Origin of the sequence: Kribbella capetownensis, assembly GCF_004331485.1 — a bacterium.
Lineage (GTDB): Bacteria > Actinomycetota > Actinomycetes > Propionibacteriales > Kribbellaceae > Kribbella > Kribbella capetownensis.
In genome coordinates, this window is sequence record NZ_SJKD01000001.1 from 999,018 (window position 1) to 1,019,521 (window position 20,504).

21 protein-coding genes and 1 pseudogene are annotated in these 20,504 nt (G+C 68.1%); 13 read left to right on the forward strand and 9 right to left on the reverse strand.

Features of this window, described 5'->3' with window-relative positions; all coding sequences use genetic code 11:
- Positions 1–80 precede the first annotated feature (80 nt).
- Both E0H75_RS04895 and E0H75_RS04900 read left to right on the forward strand, forming a co-directional pair.
- Positions 81–3,155 (forward strand): replicative DNA helicase, encoded by a 3,075-nt coding sequence (locus E0H75_RS04895; RefSeq protein ID WP_131513042.1) that lies wholly within the window; start codon positions 81–83, stop codon positions 3,153–3,155.
- Positions 3,156–3,346: 191 nt separating this feature from the next.
- Positions 3,347–3,613 (forward strand): hypothetical protein, encoded by a 267-nt coding sequence (locus E0H75_RS04900; protein WP_131511795.1) that lies wholly within the window; start codon positions 3,347–3,349, stop codon positions 3,611–3,613.
- Here the strand turns inward: E0H75_RS04900 and E0H75_RS04905 are convergent, their stop codons facing one another.
- Positions 3,614–4,246 carry a MerR family transcriptional regulator gene (locus tag E0H75_RS04905; RefSeq protein WP_131511796.1) on the reverse strand — a complete coding sequence of 211 codons (633 nt, stop codon included), beginning with the start codon at positions 4,244–4,246 and terminating at the stop codon, positions 3,614–3,616.
- A gap of 87 nt (positions 4,247–4,333) precedes the next feature.
- On the opposite strand from E0H75_RS04905, the gene E0H75_RS04910 reads away from it, so the two are divergent.
- Entirely contained in the window at positions 4,334–4,840 is a 507-nt protein-coding gene (locus E0H75_RS04910) for a DoxX family protein (RefSeq protein ID WP_131511797.1), read from the forward strand.
- Complete coding sequence (locus tag E0H75_RS04915; protein WP_131511798.1) at positions 4,837–5,238, forward strand: hypothetical protein; 402 nt, start codon at positions 4,837–4,839, stop codon at positions 5,236–5,238. Before E0H75_RS04910 ends, E0H75_RS04915 begins: the two co-directional genes overlap by 4 nt.
- A gap of 2 nt (positions 5,239–5,240) precedes the next feature.
- On the opposite strand, the gene E0H75_RS04920 is transcribed toward E0H75_RS04915, so the two are convergent.
- Positions 5,241–6,251, reverse strand: a complete 1,011-nt coding sequence (locus E0H75_RS04920; RefSeq protein ID WP_131511799.1) for a TetR/AcrR family transcriptional regulator — start codon at positions 6,249–6,251, stop codon at positions 5,241–5,243.
- Positions 6,252–6,320: 69 nt separating this feature from the next.
- Between E0H75_RS04920 and clpX the strand changes: the two genes are divergently transcribed.
- Positions 6,321–7,541, forward strand: a complete 1,221-nt coding sequence (clpX, locus tag E0H75_RS04925) for an ATP-dependent Clp protease ATP-binding subunit ClpX (protein WP_131511800.1) — start codon at positions 6,321–6,323, stop codon at positions 7,539–7,541.
- Here clpX and E0H75_RS04930 read toward each other — a convergent pair.
- A complete protein-coding gene (locus tag E0H75_RS04930; protein ID WP_238162831.1) occupies positions 7,489–8,502 on the reverse strand; it encodes a helix-turn-helix transcriptional regulator in 1,014 nt (337 codons plus the stop codon). The two genes, clpX and E0H75_RS04930, sit on opposite strands and share 53 nt — an antisense overlap.
- A gap of 60 nt (positions 8,503–8,562) precedes the next feature.
- Here E0H75_RS04930 and E0H75_RS44900 point away from each other — a divergent pair.
- Positions 8,563–8,958, forward strand: a pseudogene (locus E0H75_RS44900) (FAD-binding oxidoreductase); the annotation flags it as partial.
- Positions 8,959–9,831: 873 nt separating this feature from the next.
- Here the strand turns inward: E0H75_RS44900 and E0H75_RS44905 are convergent.
- From E0H75_RS44905 to E0H75_RS04950, 3 genes are all read right to left on the reverse strand, one after another.
- Complete coding sequence (locus E0H75_RS44905) at positions 9,832–10,344, reverse strand: GrpB family protein (protein ID WP_165553451.1); 513 nt, start codon at positions 10,342–10,344, stop codon at positions 9,832–9,834.
- Entirely contained in the window at positions 10,341–10,736 is a 396-nt protein-coding gene (locus tag E0H75_RS04945) for a RidA family protein (protein WP_131511803.1), read from the reverse strand. The genes E0H75_RS44905 and E0H75_RS04945 overlap by 4 nt, the downstream gene beginning before the upstream one ends.
- A 105-nt stretch (positions 10,737–10,841) precedes the next feature.
- Positions 10,842–11,918: an ABC transporter ATP-binding protein gene (locus tag E0H75_RS04950; RefSeq protein WP_131511804.1), complete on the reverse strand. Its 1,077-nt coding sequence runs from the start codon at positions 11,916–11,918 to the stop codon at positions 10,842–10,844.
- Between the two features lie 192 nt (positions 11,919–12,110).
- Here E0H75_RS04950 and E0H75_RS04955 point away from each other — a divergent pair, with 192 nt between their 5' ends.
- The 3 genes from E0H75_RS04955 (at position 12,111) to E0H75_RS04965 (ending at position 14,843) form a co-directional block, all read left to right on the forward strand.
- Positions 12,111–12,677: an ArsR/SmtB family transcription factor gene (locus E0H75_RS04955; protein WP_238162833.1), complete on the forward strand. Its 567-nt coding sequence runs from the start codon at positions 12,111–12,113 to the stop codon at positions 12,675–12,677.
- Positions 12,670–13,503, forward strand: a complete 834-nt coding sequence (locus E0H75_RS04960; RefSeq protein ID WP_131511805.1) for an SRPBCC family protein — start codon at positions 12,670–12,672, stop codon at positions 13,501–13,503. Before E0H75_RS04955 ends, E0H75_RS04960 begins: the two co-directional genes overlap by 8 nt.
- A 122-nt stretch (positions 13,504–13,625) precedes the next feature.
- Positions 13,626–14,843, forward strand: coding sequence for an MFS transporter (locus E0H75_RS04965; RefSeq protein WP_131511806.1), 1,218 nt, complete (start codon positions 13,626–13,628; stop codon positions 14,841–14,843).
- Between the two features lie 45 nt (positions 14,844–14,888).
- On the opposite strand, the gene E0H75_RS04970 is transcribed toward E0H75_RS04965, so the two are convergent.
- The gene (locus E0H75_RS04970; protein ID WP_131511807.1) at positions 14,889–15,260 is read right to left on the reverse strand and encodes a hypothetical protein; all 372 of its coding nucleotides are present in this window, start codon (positions 15,258–15,260) and stop codon (positions 14,889–14,891) included.
- Between the two features lie 98 nt (positions 15,261–15,358).
- On the opposite strand from E0H75_RS04970, the gene E0H75_RS04975 reads away from it, so the two are divergent.
- The 3 genes from E0H75_RS04975 to E0H75_RS04985 all read left to right on the forward strand — a co-directional run bounded on the left by E0H75_RS04975 (position 15,359) and on the right by E0H75_RS04985 (position 17,300).
- Positions 15,359–16,207, forward strand: coding sequence for a phosphotransferase enzyme family protein (locus E0H75_RS04975; RefSeq protein WP_165553453.1), 849 nt, complete (start codon positions 15,359–15,361; stop codon positions 16,205–16,207).
- 220 nt (positions 16,208–16,427) lie between these two features.
- Positions 16,428–16,601 (forward strand): hypothetical protein, encoded by a 174-nt coding sequence (locus tag E0H75_RS43495; protein WP_202872823.1) that lies wholly within the window; start codon positions 16,428–16,430, stop codon positions 16,599–16,601.
- Between the two features lie 9 nt (positions 16,602–16,610).
- On the forward strand, positions 16,611–17,300 hold the full coding sequence (locus E0H75_RS04985) for a dienelactone hydrolase family protein (protein WP_131511809.1): 690 nt from the start codon (positions 16,611–16,613) through the stop codon (positions 17,298–17,300).
- 1 nt (position 17,301) lies between these two features.
- Here E0H75_RS04985 and E0H75_RS04990 read toward each other — a convergent pair whose 3' ends face one another.
- Positions 17,302–18,234 carry an AraC family transcriptional regulator gene (locus E0H75_RS04990; protein ID WP_131511810.1) on the reverse strand — a complete coding sequence of 311 codons (933 nt, stop codon included), beginning with the start codon at positions 18,232–18,234 and terminating at the stop codon, positions 17,302–17,304.
- A 90-nt stretch (positions 18,235–18,324) separates the two neighbouring features.
- Here E0H75_RS04990 and E0H75_RS04995 point away from each other — a divergent pair, with 90 nt between their 5' ends.
- Complete coding sequence (locus E0H75_RS04995; protein WP_131511811.1) at positions 18,325–19,170, forward strand: NAD(P)H-binding protein; 846 nt, start codon at positions 18,325–18,327, stop codon at positions 19,168–19,170.
- A gap of 91 nt (positions 19,171–19,261) precedes the next feature.
- Here the strand turns inward: E0H75_RS04995 and E0H75_RS05000 are convergent, their stop codons facing one another.
- A complete protein-coding gene (locus E0H75_RS05000) occupies positions 19,262–20,425 on the reverse strand; it encodes a zinc metalloprotease (RefSeq protein ID WP_131511812.1) in 1,164 nt (387 codons plus the stop codon).
- Positions 20,426–20,504 lie beyond the last annotated feature (79 nt).

Below are 20,504 nucleotides of genomic sequence, written 5' to 3' on the forward strand. Positions count from 1 at the left end.
GGACGAGGAGGTCGGGCGAAGTGAGCGTGGCGGAGTTCCGCGGGGGGCAGGGCGGCGGCCAGGAAGAGCGCAGCCCGGAGATGGGCTTCGACCGCACGCCGCCGCAGGACCTGGCCGCGGAGCAGTGCGTGCTCGGCGCCATGATGCTGAGCAAGGACGCGATCGCCGACGTGATCGAGACCCTGCGCAGCACCGACTTCTACCGGCCGGCGCACGAGATCGTCTTCGACGCGATCACCGACCTGTATGCCCGCGGTGAGCCGGCCGACGCGATCACGGTCGCGGCCGAGCTGAACCGTCGCGGCGAGATGGCCCGGATCGGCGGCGCGCCGTACGTGCACACACTGGTCGCCTCCGTCCCGCTCGCGGCGAACGCGGGGTACTACGCGCACATCGTCCGGGAGAAGGCGATCCTGCGCCGCCTGGTCGAGGCCGGCACGAAGATCGTCCAGCTCGGGTACGCCGGTGAGGGTGAGGTCGACGACGTCGTCGACGAGGCACAGGCGGAGATCTACTCGGTCACCGAGAAGCGGACCGCCGAGGACTACGCGCCGCTGAAGGACATCATGGAGGGCGCCCTCGACGAGATCGAGGCGATCGACTCCCGTGGTGACGCGATGGTCGGCGTACCGACCGGGTTCACCGACCTCGACGAGCTGACCAACGGGCTGCACCCCGGCCAGATGATCATCGTCGCAGCGCGTCCCGCGATGGGGAAGGCGCTCGCGCTCGACACCCCGCTGCCGACGCCGACCGGCTGGACCACGATGGCCGAGGTCGCGGTCGGCGACCAGTTGCTCGACGCCAACGGCCAGCCGACCACGGTGGTGGCGACGACCGAGGTGATGGTGGACCGGCCGTGTTTCCGGCTGTCGTTCTCGGACGGCAGCACGATCGTCGCCGACGCCGAGCACCAGTGGCGGGTCGAGGACGGCGGCCGCCCGGTGGTCTGCACGACTGCCGACCTGTTCACGGCGATGTCAGCGAGTCCCGGACTGACACCGCCGATCACCGGGTCGGCGCCGCGGCAGATCACCGGGCACGGCTTCCCGGCCGCGCTGGCCGGTGAGGGTGAGCGGCGGGTGGAGTGGATCCACCAGGTCGACAGCGTGCCGGTGCGCTGCGTCGAGGTCGACAACCCCGATCACCTGTATCTGGCCGGCAAGACGATGATCCCGACCCACAACTCCACCCTGGGTCTCGACCTGGCCCGGTCGGCGTCGATCAGGCACGGCCTGACCTCGTGCATCTTCTCGCTGGAGATGAGCCGCAACGAGATCACCATGCGTCTGCTGTCCGCCGAGGCGAAGGTGCCACTGCACCACATGCGCAACGGCAAGATGACCGACGAGGACTGGGCCCGGCTGGCCCGCAAGATGGGCGAGGTCTCCGAGGCGCCGCTGTTCATCGACGACTCCCCGAACCTCACCATGATGGAGATCCGCGCCAAGGCCCGCCGCCTCAAGCAGCGCCACGACCTCCGCCTGATCGTGATCGACTACCTCCAGCTGATGACGTCCGGCAAGAAGGTCGAGTCCCGCCAACTCGAAGTCTCCGAGTTCTCCCGCTCCATCAAGCTCCTCGCCAAAGAACTGGAACTCCCGGTAGTAGCCATCTGCCAGCTGAACCGAGGCTCCGAACAACGCTCCGACAAACGCCCCATGGCCTCCGACCTCCGCGAATCCGGCTGCCTGACCGCGGACACCCGGCTGCTGCGCGCGGACAACGGTGCCGAGATCTCGCTCGGCGAGCTGCTGGCCACCGAGGGGCGGGACATCCCGGTCTGGTCGCTGGACGACCGGCTGAAGCTGGTTCCGCGCACGCTGACGCACGCGTTCCCGAGCGGGGTGAAGGAGGTCTTCCGCGTCAAGCTCGCCTCCGGACGCGAGATCAAGGCCACTGCCAACCACCCGTTCCTCACGTACGACGGCTGGAAGCCGCTGGGTGACCTCACGCCCGGCGCCCGGGTCGGATCGCTTCGCCATGTGCCGGCTCCGCTCCAGGTGACGCCGTGGGACGAGGACGAGATCACGGTGCTCGCTCACCTGCTCGGCGATGGTTCCTTCGTCAAGCGCCAGCCGATCCGTTACGCGAGCATCGAAGAGGCCAACCTCACCGCCGTCGCCGAGGCCGCGCACCGGCGCTTCGGCATCACCGCGATCCGCGACGAGTACGCCGCCGCGCGCGTGACCACCCTCCGCCTGCCCGCGCCGTACCGGCTGGCCCGCGGCAAGCGCAACCCGATCGCCGCCTGGCTCGACGGCCTGGGACTGTTCGGTCTGCGCAGTCACGAGAAGTTCATCCCCGCCGGCATCTTCGGGCTGCCGAAGGAGCAGATCGCCCACTTCATCCGCCACCTCTGGGCCACCGACGGTTCCGTCCGCTGGCGACCTGAGATCAACGCCGGCCAGATCTACTACGCCTCGACCAGCCGGCGGATGGTCGACGACATCGCACGTCTGCTCCTCAGGTTCAACATCTTCGCCCGAGTGTCGACTGTGCGGAAGAACGGCTATCGCGACTGCTACCAGTTGCACATCTACGGTTCGGAGAATCAGCTTCGTTTCATTGACGAGATCGGAGTTCACGGTCAGCGCGGCGATGCGTGCAAAGAGGTTCGGACAAACCTGCGGTCGGTGGCTTTGGCGCCTAAGTTGGACACCGTTCCGATCGAGGTTTGGGACCAGGTGAAGTCCGTGATGGCCGAGCGTGCAGTCATGCAGCGGGAGCTAGCTGCGGCACTCGGGAACCACGGTGCGGGTAGTCGTCTGTTTGCAGGCGCGCCGACGCGTGGGCGACTGCGCGATGTAGCAGAAATCCTGGACAGCTCGGACCTCGAACTCCTTGCCACCAACGACATCTTCTGGGACACCGTTACCTCGGTGGAGAGCGTTGGCGAGCAAGAGGTGTACGACGCCACCGTCCTCGGCACCCACAACTTCGTTGCCGAGGGCATCGCTCTCCATAACAGCTTGGAGCAGGACGCCGACGTAGTAATCCTCCTCCACCGCGAAGACGCCTACGAACGCGAGTCTACGCGGCCCGGTGAGGCGGACTTTATTGTCGCGAAGCACCGGAATGGGCCGACTGCTGACGTTGTCGTGGCTTTTCAGGGGCACTACTCCCGCTTCGTCGACATGGCTCACGACGGTTAGTACGCGCGATGCCGGACCAGTAGAAGAGTTTGGCGTGCTTGGCGAAGTGCCACGGCTGGGTAGCCCACGGGGATGCTGAGGCCGGTCGGCCAGGCGAGCGTTGCCGCCGCTCGGTTTGTCAGGTGCTGCTACCTCCTGGAAGCAGGCTCCGAAGGGCCCAGCTGAATGCGCGGATTGCTCCGATGCGGCCGGTGTTCAATGCTGTGAGCCAGGAGCCCGCAGGGGAGATCTACCGGCAATCACAGGAGTGGCGCCGCCGGGACATGGGCACGCTCGTCGCGGAGCTCCGCAAGAAGACACCGCTGCGGTCCGGTCTGACCCAGCGCCGCGCCGCCGATCTGCTCGACTTCCTGATGGGACCTGAGTCGTACGGCGCCTTGGTGCTGGATGCCGGCTGGACCCAGCGTCAAGGGGTGACCTGGACAGCCGAGACTCTCGGCAGTCAGTTGTTCGGGTGATCAGTGGTCCTTCCAGCGGTGGGCTGAGATGGACTCCTGGGCGAGGAGGCGCAGCGAGGAGATGAGAGTTTCGCCGAGGATGGTGCCGATGACGACGGATTCGGCCAGTTGGTCCCGGGTGGGGTTGGTGGTGACGGCGTCGATCTCCAGTTCGGTGAAGCGTTCGACGGCGTCGGCGTAGGCGTCGAGGAAGCCGACCAGGTCGTCCTGGCCGAGGGTGCGGAGCGCGGCGACGGTTTCGATCAGGGTGGCGAGGGCGGGCGCCTCGGGTTCGACGGACCAGCCGCGGCGGGTGATCAGCTCAGTCACCTGAGTGGTGGCAGCCGCGCGGGCCTCCTCTGAAGCGGTCTGTTTGCGGGTCGGCGTGAGTGCGCGATGGGCGCGGCCGATCTGTTCGTGCAGGGGTAGGTCGTCGGAGTCGAGCGACTCGAGGATCTCCTTCACCTGCGCCACCGGGACCTGGGCGAGCTCGACCAGTGCCCGGATCAATCGCAGCCGGCGGGCGTGGCGTTCGCCGTACGACGCCTGGTTCGGGCTGCTGAGCTCACCCGCCGGGAGCAGGCCCTCGCGCAGGTAGTACTTGATCGTCGGCACCGGGACCTCGGTGGCCCGGCTCAGTTCCCCGATGCGCATTCTCGCTTGCCTTCCTCTCGACTGTGATGGATAGTATCAGTATCCATAAGCGGATACCTTCACTATCTATGTAAGGAGATGGCGCAGATGATCCCCCTTGTTCTGGTCCTGGCGACGTTCGCCTTCCGGGCGCTCGGCGCGCTCGGGGTCCGGCGGTTCGCGACCTGGCCCGTCAGCGCGGCGCACGCGATGGCAGTCATGCTGCTGTTCACCGCGAGCGCGCATTTCGTCCCGGCCGGCGTGATGGTGATGCCGAACCACGCGGACATGGTGCGCATGGTGCCTCCGTTCCTGCCGTTCGCGGATGCGCTGGTGTACGTCACCGGCGTACTGGAGCTGCTCGGTGCGGCCGGCCTCGTGCTCGCCGCGACGCGCTGGCTCGCCGGGTACGCCCTCGCCGCGTTGTTCGTGGCGTTGCTCCCGGCAAACATCCACGCGGCGGTGGCCGACGTACCGTTCGCCGGCGGCGAGGCGACCCCGCTGTGGCAGCGGATCCCTGAGCAGATCCTCTACCTCGCCGTCGCCCTGTGGATCGCCAAGACCACCAAGCCTGCTACCACCGCTGCACAGCAGAAGGAGTTGGTGCACTCATGACCGAGGCGTCGCGGATCATCGCCGGGGCGATCCTGCTCACGATCGTCACGATCCAGTTCGGCGGCTACTTCATGACCAAGATCGTCCGCGGTCAGGTGCCGATGACGGACTTCCAGAAGTCATTCGCGCGAGCCGGCCACGCGCACGCCGGCGTACTCGTGATCCTCAGCCTGGTCGGGCTGCTGTACGTCGACCAGACCAGCCTGGACGGCGTCATGCTCTGGGTCGCCCGCCTGGCGATCCCGGCCGCGGCGATCCTGATGTCCGGTGGCTTCTTCGCCTCCTCCGCCGGCAAGGACAGGACCCAGCCGAACCAGTTCCTCTGGGTCCTGTGGCTCGGCGCCGCCTCCCTCGCGCTCGGCGTCCTGACCCTCGGCATCGGCCTGATCGTCGCCTGACCTCAGCCGGCTGCGACGGTTCGCGCCGACTGGGTCGAAGCGATCGCCGCGCCCGCCCCGAACCCCTCGGCGCGGGCGGCGATCCGGTCGCCGGTGAGCGCGACGGCGTACTCGAGGTCGTCGCCGATCACCTCGCAACCCAGGGCAGACGCCAGTACGCCGTCCTCGTCGTGCACCACCTGCACCCGTGGCAGCGGAACTACTTGCCGTAGGCATCCAAGAAGGCTGTCGGTGGTGAAGCGAGCGAGCGGCCCGAGCTCGGACGGATCGCTGGACACCAGGGCGATCGTGACCGCTCCGTCGGTGGAGCGTACGACGTCCTCCGCGGCCGCGAGGCGGTTGAGTCCGAGGATGATGACGACGCCGGTGCCGAACTCCGCCGTACGGCGAAGCACCTCGTCGGTCACGGACGGCGGCGACCAGGACTCGTGCGCCGGCCGCACCGGGGGCATGGTTGGTGGACGTCTCCAAGGGTCATCGACGTCGAGGTCGGCCAACCCGGCACAGGCACGAGCGACCACTAGCGGCTGGACGAAGCCGGGGGCCGAGGCCAACTGGGTCGCACCGGTCAGCAGCGTGAGCGCGAGCCGCGAGACCTGGATCCTCCGACCGAGTTCACCAGGGCCCAGGGCGTCGAGCGCGAGGCCGAGGAGCACCGCGTTGAAACCGAGCAGCGAAGCGTACGGCGTCCCGAAGTCCGCCAGGTCGGGCTGCGCGCCCGGGTGTTCCCGGTCGAACCACGACAATGCGAAGGCGGTGAGCCCTTCGGCAGGTGTGTTCACCGCTCGACGTGCGCCTCGGCCCGGCCGGTTCTGATCGGCAAGCGCTGTCAGGTAGAGCGCGCGCTTGCCGGCGAAGTTGGAGTACACCGCGCCCCGGGTGAGGTCGGCGCGGTCGGCGATGCGGTCGATCGTCGCGTCCCGGTAGCCGTGCTCGGCGAACTCCGCCCGCGCCGCGGCCAGCACCTTCGCCCGGTTGCGGAGTTGCAGTTCCGCCCTGCTCAAGCGGCTCACGACCACCACTCTAACATTGAGATGTTGCTATCATCTGGATGACGACAACATCTGAGAAGGCGGTGGGGGATGGCAGCCGAGGTGCTGAAGTGCACGTTCTGCGGCAAGACCCAGCACCAGGTCGGCAAGCTGATCGCCGGCCCCACGCCGCTGTGCATCTGCGACGGCTGCGTCGAGCTGTGCAACGAGCTGATCGCCGAGGGGGAGCTCAGCGACATCAGCGACGACCTGCCGGCCCGGGTACCGAGGCCGCGGGAGATCCGCGAGTTCCTCGACGGCTACGTGATCGGTCAGGACGACGCGAAGAAGGCGCTGTCCGTTGCCGTCTACAACCATTACAAGCGGCACCGGAGCAAGCCCGGCGACGTCGAGCTGGGCAAGTCGAACATTCTGCTGATCGGCCCGACCGGTTCCGGCAAGGCCCATCTCGCCCAGACACTGGCCCGGATGCTCGACGTACCGTTCGCGATCGCCGACGCCACCGCCCTCACCGAGGCCGGGTACGTCGGTGAGGACGTCGAGAACATCCTGCTCAAGCTGATCCAGGCCGCCGACTTCGACGTCCGCAAGGCCGAGACCGGCATCGTCTACATCGACGAGATCGACAAGATCGCGAGGAAGAGCGAGAACCCGTCGATCACCCGCGACGTCTCCGGCGAAGGTGTGCAGCAAGCCCTGCTGAAGATCCTGGAGGGTACGACGGCCTCCGTCCCACCGCAGGGTGGTCGCAAGCACCCGCAGCAGGAGTTCATCCAGATCGACACGACACGGGTGCTCTTCATCGTCAGTGGCGCCTTCGACGGACTCGACGAGTTGGTCGCCCGGCGCACGCGGCCGTCCCGGTTGGGCTTCGGCGCCGCGGCCGAGCAGGCCACGCCAGCGAAGGTCATGCCGGAGGATCTGGTGAAGTTCGGTCTGATCCCTGAGTTCGTCGGTCGGCTGCCGATCGTCACCACCGTGCCCGCGCTCGCCCGCGACGCCCTGGTCGGGATCCTCACCGAGCCGCGCAACGCGCTGATCAAGCAGTACCGCAAGCTGTTCCGGCTGGACGGCGTCGACCTCGAGTTCACCCCGGACGCGGTCGAGGCGATCGCGGACCTCGCCCTGCTCCGCCGGACCGGAGCCCGCGCACTGCGCGCGATCCTCGAAGAAGTCCTGCTCCCGGTGATGTACGACGTACCCGGGCGTGACGACATCGAGCGGGTGGTGGTGGATCGCGACGCCGTCGAGACCAACGTCAATCCGACCCTGGTGCCGCGGACTCCGCCACGACGGCGAAGGACCGCGTAAGCCGCTCGCCGACGCCGGCGATCATCGCCGCGACCTCCGGCGTCGCCTCGTCGACCGTGAACTCGGCGCCCAGGGCAACGATCGGCACGACCAGGGAGAGCACCAACGACGCGGTATCGGCGCTGAAGCGGACCACGCACGTGGACGGTCCAGCCGGCTCGACCGTGCCGCGAACGACACCCTCGAAGGTGTTGACCACGCGCTCAGCCGGGAGCTGAACGGTCAGCCGAACCGCGTGCCGGTACTGCGCGGCCGCAAACGACTCGACCAGGTACGTCGCCGCATCCGGGGCCGGCAGCACTCGCGGCGTGAAGCGATGCAGTACGGGCGTCACCTCGGAGATCCGGTCGACCCGGAAGGTCCGCCAGTCGTCGCGCGCCGGGTCGAACGCAAGCAGGTACCACCGCCAGGTCAACGTGAGCAGCTGATGCGGCTCGATCCGCCGACGGGTCGTCGTACCTTGGCGGCTTTGGTAGTCGAAGGCAACGATCTCGTGGTCACGGCAGCAGCGCGCCAGCACGGCGAGCACACCCGGATCCACCTGCGCGACCCCCGGTCGGGGAACTGTCGAGGCCGCAGAACTCACCGCGGCCAACTGCGGTCGGAGTCGCGCCGGCAGCACCTGCTCGAGCTTGGCGAGAGCCTGCGTCGAGCTCTCCGCGATCCCGCTCACGCCACCACCGGCCGCGCTGACCAGGCCGAGTGCGACCGCCACTGCCTCATCGTCGTCGAGCAGCAGCGGCGGCAGCGTCGTACCGGGACCGAGGCGGTAGCCGCCGGCTGTCCCAGTCGTCCCAGTCACCGGGTAGTCAAGGGACCGCAGCCGGTCGACGTCGCGTCGTACCGTCCGCTCGGTGACGCCGAGGCGTTCGGTCAGTTCGCGGCCGGACCACTCGCGGCGGCTCTGCAGCAGCGACAGCAACCGGAGCATGCGGCCGGGCAGCTCTTTCCGGGTACTCACCCGAACAGGATGCCTTGCGGACAGTATGTGTCCGCAAGGGCTCATAGCGTCGGTTCCATGATGTTGACGAAGAAATCGAACGGATACGACCAGGCGCGGCTCGGGTTCCAGCGGCGGGACCCGCATCGGCCGGACGTGATCTTCCCGGTCACGAGCGCGGCCGAGGTCGAGGAAGCCGTCCGGTACGCGGCCGAGCACAACCTGCGCCTGGCAGTGCAGGCGTCCGGGCATGGGCTCGCGAAGGGTCTCGACGGCGGTGTGTTGATCGCGACCGGCGCCCTCAACGGCGTCCGGGTCGATCCCGGGCGGAAGACGGCGTGGATCGAGGCCGGTGCGACCTGGCGGGACGTGATCGACGCGACCGCGCCGTACGGTCTCGCCCCGCTGTCCGGCAGCTTTCCAGGAGTCGGCGCGATCTCCTACACGCTCGGCGGCGGCCTCGGGCTGATGGCGCGACGGTACGGGTACGCCGCGGACCACGTCCGCCGGATCGAGATCGTCACCCCGGACGGCGTACGGCGGGATGCCGAGGACGACCCGGAGCTGTTCTGGGCGGTGCGCGGTGGCGGCGGCAACTTCGGCGTGGTGACCGGAATCGAGGTCGACCTGTTCGACGTCGCCACTTTGTACGGCGGCAGCCTGTACTTCGACTTCGTGCAGAACTTGACCGTGCTGCACGTCTGGGCCGACTGGACCCGGTCGGTTCCCGACCAGGTGACCTCGGCCATGGCGCTGGTGCCGCTGCCGGACATCCCGCAGGTCCCGGCGCCGCTACGTGGGAGGTACGTCGCCCAGGTTCAGCTCGCGATCCTCGGCGCGGGCGGAGAAGATTTGATCAAACCACTGCGCGCGATCGGTGAGCCGGTCCTCGACACCGTCGGCGAGCTCCCGTACACCGAGTCGGGCAAGATCTTCGCCGAGCCGGAACGCCCGGACAGCTACCGCTCACAACGCCCTGCTCAGCGACCTCGATCCGGCGGCGCTCGCGACGCTGCCGAAGCTCGCCGGACCGGGCGCGTCGGCGATGTGCGTGATCGGCATCCGTCACCTCGGTGGTGCGCTCAGCCACGAGCCCGCGGTTCCGAATGCGATCGGCCACCGCACAGCGTCGTACTCGCTGACCGTGCTCTCACCAGGCGAGGACGACGTAGCCGCCTTGCACCGCAGCATCCTCGAGCCGTGGCGCGGCGTCACGGTCGGCCGCCTGCTCAACTTCTCCGCCGGCCCGCTGACCGGCGACGAGATCCGTGCGGCATTCGACCCGGGCGACCACCGTCGGCTCACCGAGCTCAGGAACAGGTACGACGCCGACCGCCGGCTCGCACCGAATCACGAGCTCTGAGCGGCGCGCCGGAGGATCTCCTCGACCAGCCCGGCCTTCGCTTCGACGTACGCCGCTCGGTCGGTGGTGAGGAGGTGGGCCAGCTCGCGCTTCAGGGCGGCGTACCGCTCCCGGTCGGCGGCGTTCGCCCTCAGACGGTCGCGCAACAGCACATGGTCCTGATGCGGCTTGTTGCCTTCGACAACGACGTACAGGTGGTGGTAGTGCGCGGTGCCGGGCGGAAGGGTGAACGCCTCCCGTCCGGTAATGCCGAGGTCGCCCTCGTGCTGGTAGCCGGCGGCAACCATCGCCGCGACGGCGGGCGGCACCAGGTCAGCCCTTGAAACCACAACGTCGACGTCGATGATCGGCTTCGCGGCGAGCCCCGGTACGGCGGTGCTGCCGACGTGCTCGATCGTGTGCGGGATCCCTTCCAGGTAGGGCGACAACCCATCCCGGATCTCCGCGAACCAGATCGGCCACCGCGCGTCGTACTCGACCACCGACGCCGGAGGGATCACAGGGCCGCGGTGACGTCGATCTCGACGAGCTGACCCGTGAAGCCGAGCTGTGCGACGCCGAGCAAAGTGCTGGCTGTGCTGAACGCCGGTGCGAGCGGCGACACGTTGAGCTGGTCCCACACCGCACCCAGATCGTCACGGTCGGAGCTCGCGACATAGATGACGGTGCGTACGACGTCCTCCGGGGTGGCACCTGCGGACTCGAGCGCGATCAGGATGTTGCGGATCACCTGCTCGGTCTGGTTCTTGAGGCCGCCCTCGGCGAGCTCGCCGGACGGTTGCAGCGGACACTGGCCCGCGAGGTAGATCAGAGTGTCGGCCCGGACCTTGGTCACATGGTGATAGCCGGGGGTCGCGTGCAGTCCGTCGGGGTTGGTCCGCTCGATGGTCACTCCCCGAGCAAACGCGATCCTGCGCCGCCCGGTCAACGGGATTACGCAGTCAGACGCAGCGCTGCCGCCGGGCCTATGGAGCCAGGCCCGGCGGCAGCAGAGTGATCAGGCGTTGAGCCGCTCTTCGGTGGTGGAGGAGAAGAGGTGCAGCTTTTCCGGGTCCGGAGCCAGGTGGATCAGGCTGCCCTTCTCGGCGTTCTGGCGGGTGCTGATCCGGGCGATGATCTGCTGGTTCCCGGTGTGCTCGGCGGTGCCGTAGAGGAAGGCGTCGGAGCCGAGCTCCTCGACCACCGCGACCGTCACCGGCAGGCCCTCGTCCGCGAAGTGGAGCGCCTCCGGCCGGACGCCGATGGTCAGCGTCTTGTCGTCGCCGGCCTTGGCCAGCAGGGTGCGGTCGATCGGCACCAGGTAGTCACCGATCAGCGCGCCGCCGTCGGCGATCTTGGCCTCGATCAGGTTCATCGCCGGCGATCCCATGAAGCCGGCCACGAACTTGTTCCGCGGCTTGTCGTACAGGTTCAGCGGGGTGTCGACCTGCTGCAGGACGCCGTCCTTCAGTACGGCGACCCGGTCGCCCATGGTCATGGCCTCGACCTGGTCGTGGGTGACGTACACCGTGGTGACGCCCAGCCGGTGCTGGAGCTCGGCGATCTGCGTGCGGGTCTGGACCCGGAGCTTGGCGTCGAGGTTCGACAGCGGCTCGTCCATCAGGAAGACCTGCGGGTCACGGACGATCGCGCGGCCCATCGCGACGCGCTGACGCTGACCACCGGACAGTGCCTTCGGCTTGCGGTCGAGGTACTCATCGAGGCCGAGCAGTTTGGCCGCCTCGGCGACGCGCTTGGCCCGCTCGTCCTTGTGCAGGCCCTGCATCTTCAGGGCGAAGCCCATGTTGTCGGCGACCGACATATGTGGGTAGAGCGCGTAGTTCTGGAACACCATCGCGATGTCCCGCTCTTTTGGCGGGCTGTTGGTGACGTCGCGGTCGCCGATGTAGATGGATCCCTCGTTGACCTCTTCGAGCCCGGCCAGCATCCGCAGTGCGGTCGACTTGCCCGATCCGGATGGTCCGACCAGCACCATGAACTCGCCGTCCTCGATGTCGAGGTCGAGCTTGTCCACAGCGGCGATGTCGGTGCCCGGGTAGACCCGGGTGGCTCCCTTGAACGAGACAGTTGCCATATCGCGCTTCCTTCCTTCGCCGGCAGGAACGTGCCGGACGATCCGTTGCAAAGGCCCCAGGTCTGGGGTGGCTTGCCATGGTGACGCATCACCGAGGCACTCAGTAGAACGAGCAACTACTCGTTTACATTCCCGACCGATGGATCCGCAGGTGCATTGACAAGCAAGTTTTTTACGTACAAACTTTTTTGTGTGATCAGAGACGTCATGCACCTGGAGCAGCTCGAACAAGCCGAGGCGCTGTTCAAGCCGCAGCGGATCGAGGTGTTGCGGCGGCTGGCCGAGCCGCACACCTGCGGCGAGGTGGCCGAACAGCTCGGGCAGACTCCGCAGCGCGTCTACTACCACGTCAAGCGCCTCGTCGAGGCGCGGCTGGTGACGCAGGTGGACGAGCGCAAGGTGCGCGGCGTCCACGAGGGCATCTACCAGGCGACGGCGCGTTCGTACTGGCTGTCCCCGCGGCTCGTCGGCCGGATCGGCGGCCTCCGCCGGACCCAGGACGAACTGAGCCTCGGCTACCTGCTGGACCTGATGGAAGAGGTCCAGACCGACATCGCCGCGCTGGACCGGACAGCTCCGGAGCTGCCGTCCATCGGGGTGTCCGGTGAGATCCGGGTCCCACCGGACCGGCGGCGCGAGTTCTTCCAGGACCTGCGCAGCACGCTGCAGGACCTGTTCGAGCGCTACGGCGGCTCCGAAGGCGACGCCTTCAAGCTGGCCGTGGCGTGCTACCCCAAGGGAGACCAAGACCATGACTGAACCGCTCATCCTCCACGTTCGCGCCCGGGCCGGCATCGACGACGTCCGGCAGGCGCTGACCGACCCGAAGACCCTCGACCTCTGGCTCGGCGAGCACTCGAACGTCGACCTGCCTACGACCTTCGAGTTCTGGGGCCGCTACATCCCCGAGGGCGACGCCCCGCACCAGCGCCTGCTCGGGTACGACGGCCAGACGCTGAAGCTGGCGTGGACACTCGATGGTGAGGAGACCACCACCGAGATCGCGCTGACGGCCGAGTCCGACGACGCCACGCTGATCCAACTTACTCAGAGTCACTTCGACTTCGCGGACGCGATCAGCCGGGCGTCGATCCGCGGCGTACTGCAGACCTTCTGGTCGCTCGCGCTGGCCAACCTGGTCGACCACCTGGAAGGGCGCGCGCTCACCACCCGGCCGGACTTCACCTCGGCCGAGTTCACCGGCGAGGCGCTGATCGACGCGCCGATCGCCCAGGTGTACGAGTCGCTGACCACCTCCGAGAAGGCCTCGGCGTGGTTCGGCTACCCGGTCGGGATCGAGCCACACGTCGGCGGCCGGTTCGCGATGGGCGGCTTCGACGCGGGACCGGGCGCCACTGTCGTCGGAGTCGTCGAGGGCCGGAGCATGTCTGTCGATTGGGGTGACTCCGGCATCAGCACCTGGGAGCTGGCCGAGTCCGACGGCAAGACCCGGCTCACCTTCGTGATGAGCGGGTTCGACGAGGGCAACCCGCCGTACGCTGCCTGGCTCGGCTGGCTCAGCGGGGTGGCCGCATTGCGCCGCTTCAACGAGCAGAAGGACTGGCAGTCCATCTGGGTCGCCTAGAACCAGTAGGTGCGACCCGGCGACCAGATCGAGCAGGGCGGTGACCGCCCTGCTCGATCGTCGGCCCGGACCTCTCGTTTGAATCGGCAGAGGGCGAGCGTGAGGCTGGGAACATGTCGGCTATGACCAGTTCGGGGGCGTCCAGCGGCGCCCGCGTCCGGTTCGCGCATGCGCCGGGGTTCTGGGTGATCGCCGCGGCGTTCCTCATCACCCTGGCGTTCTCGACCGTGCCCACTCCGCTCTACGCGATCTACCAGCACCGCGACGGGTTCCCGACGTACGTGATCACGGTGATCTTCGCCAGCTACGCGATCGGTGTGATGGCCTCGCTGTATCTGGCCGGGCATGTCAGCGACTGGCTCGGCCGGCGCCGCATCGCGTTGCTCGCCGTACTGGCCCAGGTGGTGTCGGCGGTGATCTTCCTGGTCTGGCAGGACGTGCCTGGCCTGCTGATCGCTCGCTTCATCTGCGGCGTCGGCGTCGGCGTGCTCACGGCGACCGCCACCGCGCATCTGTCCGAGTTGCGGCAGATCGCGCGTCCGGCTGAGGACCCGAGCCGGTCGGCGCTCATCTCGAGCATGGTGAACCTCGGTGGGCTCGCGTTCGGTCCGTTGGTGGCTGGTCTGCTGGCGCAGTACGTCGCGTCACCGCTCGAGCGCCCGTACGAGGTGTTCCTCGTGTTGTTGCTGCTCAGTGCGGTGGGGATCGCGCTGGTGCCGGAGACCGTCGAGCGGTTGGAGGAGCGGCCGGCCTATCGACCGCAGCGGGTGGCTGTGCCGTCCGCCTCGAAGCCGTTGTTCTTCGCGTCGGCGATCGGGGCGTTCGCGGCGTTCGCCGTCTTCGGGTTGTTCACGTCGCTGGCCCCGACGTTCCTCGGTGGTGTGCTGCACCACAGGGCGCCGTTGCTGGCCGGGGTGGTGACGTTCGTGGTCTTCACCGCCGGCGCGGTGAGCCAGGCCGTGTTCGTCCGGTTCGAGCGTGGCCACCAGCTCCGGATCGGCCTCGGCTTCATGTCACTCGGTCTGATCGGTGTCGCCGTCGGCGGCCTGATCCCCAACCTGGCGGTGTTCGTCGTCGGTGGCGTCATCGCCGGTGCCGGTGCCGGCCTCGTCTTCCGCGGCGCCGTAGCCACCGCCGCCTCCCTCGCCGGCCCCACGACCCGTGGCGAAGTTCTCGCCGCCCTCTTCCTCATCGCGTACGTCGGACTCGCCGTGCCCGTCCTCGCCATCGGCCTGGGCATCGCCCTGCTGCCGGCCCAGGTCGCCCTGCTGGTCTTCTCCGCGATCATCCTGATCCTGGTCAACGCCGCCGTACTCCGGATGCTCAAGGCAACTACCTGACTGTCGCTTCCGGTCTCCGCGCCGCTGCTCGCCTCGCGCTGACCATCACCACAGGTTGTCGAGGTGGGTGAGATGTCGGCGGAAGCGTCGGGCGTCGTGGCGGGGGAGGTTGTGTTCGACGGTGGTGAGGATGTGCTGGACCTCGATCAGTGAGGGGCAGCACTCCCACATGCCGCAGCCTTCGTCGTACCTGTAGTCGTGGATGCGGTGATACGGGGAACAGACGAAACGCTCCCAGATGTGGAGGGCTTCTGCCGCGGCTCCGGGCCAGAGGCGGGTGTGTTCGAGGTACGCGAGAACTGTGCGTCCGTGCGGCGACAGTCCCGGGAGGTTCGAGACCCTGATGACATCGGTCGGGTGGGTGCGCAGCCGGAAACGGACGTCGGCGCGGACCTGTCCTGGTCGCCTACGCGGCATGGACCTTTCGTGTGATCAGCATGAGGTCCATGCTCCCACAACCTCGTGGGGCGGAAAGTCGGCTGACAGACGGGCGTGGGGCCTGCAAGCTGTGGGGCATGGTGCGGGTGACGGATCTGGAGCGGGACTACGGGGTCGTGGTCTCCGGGCTGCGGCCGCATGAGGGTGGGTTCGAGAGTGACTGCTGGGTGGCGGACGACACCTGGTTCGTCAAGATGTGGAAGCAACCGGGCCTACCCACCGGCCTGGGGATGCTGCATGAGCTGCGCGGGCTCGGGCTGCCGGTGCCGGAGGCGATCCCGGCGGTGTCGGGTGAGCTCTACGCAGTCTGCGCGGGCCGGCCGTACGCCGTCTTTCCCTACGTCCACGGCCGAGTCGGGACTTTCGACGATTGGCAGACGACCGCGCAGGCGTTGAGGCAGCTTCATGAGCTCGAGGTCCGGGTGGAACTGCCGCCGTTCAGCATGGACGAGCGACACGTCCGGAAGCTGGCCCAGCGGCTCGATCACCCCTGGATCGTGGATCGGCGGGACGAGGTGGCTGCGGCCGTACGCCGGTTGGACGCCGCGGTCGAGCGGGCGCAGGCCAAGACGGTGCCGGAGATCATCTGCCACCTCGACTTCGGTGTGCACAACCTGATCCTGGACGACGACGGTCAGATCGCGGCCATCCTCGACTGGGAGCAGGCCGTTATCGGTCCGCGGGAGCACGACCTGTGGATCGCGGGCGACCTATCTGAGCTCGAAGCCTTCCTCGACGAGTACGGCGCGTACGACCTCGACATCGATCACCTCGAGTACGCCCTGCTGGCCCGCGGCCTGCGGGACATGGCCGCCCGCGTCCTCAACGACATCGACCGCCCAGGAGTCGACACGTGGGGGTTCGACCGAATCACCAGGCTGGACAGCGATCTGAAGCGCTTCCGCCCGTACTGCAGGACGGCCTGAACGACATGAGTGGGGAGCGGGAGGAGTTGCTCGCGGCTTGGCGCGTCGAGGAGGAGCGGCACCGGGAGGGCTGGGACTTCTCTTACCTGCAAGGGAGGCTCACCGAGGAGGAACCACCGTGGGACTTCGACACCTCGTGCCGCGTGGCACTGAGGAAAGCCGAACACGTTCTGGACCTGGGGACGGGCGGTGGCGAGCGCCTGCTGAGTGGAAAGGCCGCGTGGTTTTCCACGACATCGGTGCCCTCGTCTACTACTTCACGCTCGTCCCCTGGGACGTCCCCGACGACTTCACCGTCGACGCGTACGCCGACACACTTCTCGACCTCCATCAGCACCCACCCACCTTCACCAAATCCCGCTTCTGGCTCCGAGCGGTGAAGCCACCGGCCTAGGATGCGCGCATGGGTGTGAGCGTGGAGGTTGGGGAGCAGGGCGCGTATCTGGCTCGCGTGGGGCGGGCCGGGATGTTGTTGCTGCCGATGATCACCGGGATCGGCGAGCAGGTCCGGGCGTGGGCGGACGAGTTGGCGGGGGAGGGGATCACCGCGTTGGCGTGGGATCCGTTCAAGGGGCGCAGTACCGACAACTCGAGCCGGCCGGAGCTGAGTGAGCTGTTGCAGGAGATGGACGACGACCAGGCGCTGGCCGAGCAGCGGGAGTTGCTCGACTATCTGTTCGGGGAGCTCGGCTGCACCAAGGTCGGCGTGATCGGCTGGTGCCTGGGCGGGCGGTTCGCGTTCCTTTTGGCGGCGCGGGATCAGCGGTTGGCGAGTGTGGTCGCCTTCCACCCAACGATCCCGTCGGACATGCGGCCGCATCACACGTACGACGCGATCGCCGAGGCCGGTGGGATCACGGCGCCGGTGCTGGTGAGCTACCCGAGCGCCGACACCGCCGTACCGAACGCCGACTTCGAGGCTCTGCAGACGGTCCTGCAGGCGCGACCGGCCGGCGCGACCTTCACGCAGTACTTCCCCGGCGCGGACCACGGCTTCTCGGACAAGGCCCGCCACGACACTCCCGTCAACGCCGACGCATTCCACCTGGCCTGGCCCCAAGCCCTAGCCTTCATGCGAACGACGACGGGCTGACTCAAGCCGCGCGGCGGTGGGCGGTCGGCGTCGTACCGCGGACGCGTTTGAAGGCGACGCTCAGCGCGAAGGCGTTCGCGTAGCCGACTCGCCGGGCGATGGTCTCGACGGTGTCCTTGGTGGCGCGGAGTTGGTCGGCGGCCAGTGTGATCCGCCACCCGGTCAGGTAGCTCATCGGCGCCTCACCCACGAGTGCGGTGAACCGGCGAGCCAGCGAGGCCCGCGACACCCCGACCCGATCCGCGAGCTCCGTGACGTTCCACGGGTACGCCGGATCCTCGTGCAGCAACCGCAACGCCGTACCGGCCACGGGATCGGTCTGCGCCTGATACCACCCGGGCGCATGCGACTCCGGCCGCGCGAACCACGCCCGCAACGTGGTGATCAGCGCAAGGTCGAGCCACCGATCCAGCACACTCTGCTGTCCGGGCGCATCCCGCTGGATCTCCCCGCTCACCATCTCCGTCACCGGACCCGCGATCTCCGCGGCCGGTACGACGAGCACCGGCGGAAGCGCCGTGACGAGCCGCCGACTCACATCGCCCGCCAACTGGTAGGTGCCGCTGGCAACCATCACTGCACCGGACGCCCGGCTGCCGTACGTCCGCACTCCGAGCCGGGCGGAGTAGTCGACCGGTGCCCCAGGCAACGGCTCACACACGCCGCCGGGATGGATCCGCAACTGTGGTGCCGTCTCGACGGTGTCACCCACGACGTACGGCGATGATCCCGTGAAGATCGCGACATCGCCCTCCTCCATCCGCACCGGCTCGATGCCGTTGCGAGTGACCCACCCCGACCCGCGAACCAGGGTGGCCAGCGCGAGTGGAGCCTCGTCGCGGATTTCGATCGCCCACGGCGGATCCAGGATCGTCAGGTTGAACACCCCGTCCCGGGCGCGGGTCCCGGCCAGCAGGTCGTCGAGCACGTCCATGTCCGCAGCGTACGCTATTTGAGCGTCTCGGACATTGAATTGCGCCGAACAACCATGGTTCGTCTCATCGAATCCGGCTGAACTAGAGCCATGACAACGACACCGATTCTCATCCTGGGTGGTAAGGGCAAGACCGGCCGCCGCGTCGCCGAGCAACTCGAGACCCGCGGCATCTCGTACCGGCTGGCGTCCCGCTCGAGCGAGCAGCGCTTCGACTGGTACGACGACAGCACCTGGCAGGCGACGATCGCCGGCGCCGACACGGCGTACCTGGCGCCGCCGGTCGGTCCGACCGTACTCGCGCAGGCCGGCCGGTTCGTCAAGGAGGCTGCGGCCCAAGGTCTTCGCCGAGTCGTCCTGCTGTCCGGCCGCGGCGTCGGCAGCCCCGGTCGCGACTTCGCCGTGTACGACGGCCAGCTCGACCTGGAGCACGCGGTGCAGGCGAGCGGCGCGGACTGGACCATCGTCCAGCCGGCGTGGTTCGCGCAGGGCTTCAGCGAGGACTTCCTCCGCTATCACGTGCAGGCCAGCGAGATCCGCGTCTCCGCGGGCTCTGGCGGCGAGGCCTGGATCGACACCAACGACGTCGGCGACGTGATGGCCGCCGCGCTGCTCGACGAGTCGTACACCGGCCAGGTGATCGCGGTGTCAGGCCCGCGCCCGCTCACCATGACCGAGGTCGCCGCCGAGCTCACGGCCGCGATCGGCCGCCCGATCGAGTACGTCGATGTCGAGCCGGAGGTCCACGTCGAGGAGCTCCGCGAGGACGGTCTGCCCCAGGAGGACGCCGAGGCCGTTCGCGACCTGTTCGCCGTGATCCGCAACCACCGCTCGGAGTACGTGTCCGACGGAGTTCAGCAGGTCCTCGGCCGGCCGCCGCGCGACTTCGCCGACTGGGCCCGCGAGACCGCGGCGACCGGCGTCTGGGCGGAGTGAACCTCAGGCACTCACCAACCGATGCTTCGCGGGTGGCCGCACGCTCAGGCGACCACCCGCGAAGTCAGTTGATGAGTGTTGGCGGTCCGGGTCAGTGCTGCATCGCGGTCCACTCGTCGTGGCTGAGCTCCTTGATCTCGCCGGTGCCGGCCTTGGGCTGGACCGTCGTGCCGCCACCGACGGCTCCGCCGCCGAAGATCAGGCTGGCCCAGTTGTTCTGGGCGGTCAGCGACGTGGTGGCGTTGTCGTCGTTGATGTCGGCCCTGGCGGTGTCCGCGGTGTCACCGTCGCAGTTCCAGTCGATCGGGCCGCTGGCCGCGCCGGACGTCGTACGGTTCGAGCCGTTCGGGCACTTCCACATCGTCTTGAACGCCGCCGCGGAGCTGCCGAGACCGGCGGACTCCTTCAGGCTCGCCTCGTTCAACGCCGGCGGGGCGACGTTCGAGTAGCCCCAGTACAGGCTGCCGTCGGACTTCAGCACGCCGCCGAGCTGGAAGAAGTAGTTCATCACGCTCAGGTAGTTCGGCTTGTAGTTCACGTTGTCGGTGCCGCCGTGCTTCAGGCCGATGTTGTGGCCGAACTCGTGCACGAACGTGCCGACGTTGTAGTTGTCGGTCGCGTTCCAGCTGCACTTCGGGCCGACCGTGACGATGAACGTGTCGTTCGGGATGTTGAAGGCCTGTCCGCTGCTGCAGCCGCCGTCGTAGCTGTCGCCCCAGATCATGTAGTAGAAGACGGCCTTGCGCACCGAGGCGAAGTTGGCGGCCTTGATCGCGTTGGTCTGGGTGGCCGACGGATTGAGGTCGGCGTCGTACGGGACCTGGTTGCCGCCGCCGAGGTCGTACTTCGTTCCGCGGGCGGAGCCGGCGTCGAGGTGGACCCGGATGCCGGTGCTGCCGTCCGGGTTGCTGACCGGCGCAGTGGCGTACACCTGGACGATCCGGTCGAGCGCGGCCGCACTGGCGAGCCTGCCGTCCATGTAGTCCATCTCGACGAACAGGTCCTTCTTGTTCGGCGTCGCGCCCATCGCGGGCAGGTCGACGTCGATCACACCGTCGCCGTTGGCGTCGTACCCGTTGGTCTCCCAGGCGTCGGGGAGCGCGTCCCCGTCGGAGTCGGTCGCGGCCACGACCCGGGTGCTGCCGGCGGACGGTTCGTCGGATGACCGGGGTACGGCGGCCGCCGCGCTCGTGGCGGCGAGCGCAGCGACGGCCAGGGAACTGAACATGGTCAGAAGCGCAGGGCGGGGCCTCATCAGATCTCCTTGTGGGCGGTGGGTGATCTGCCCGCTACCGTAGGTGAATCCCGGCTCGGCGAGCGGCTCAGGAGAGCCA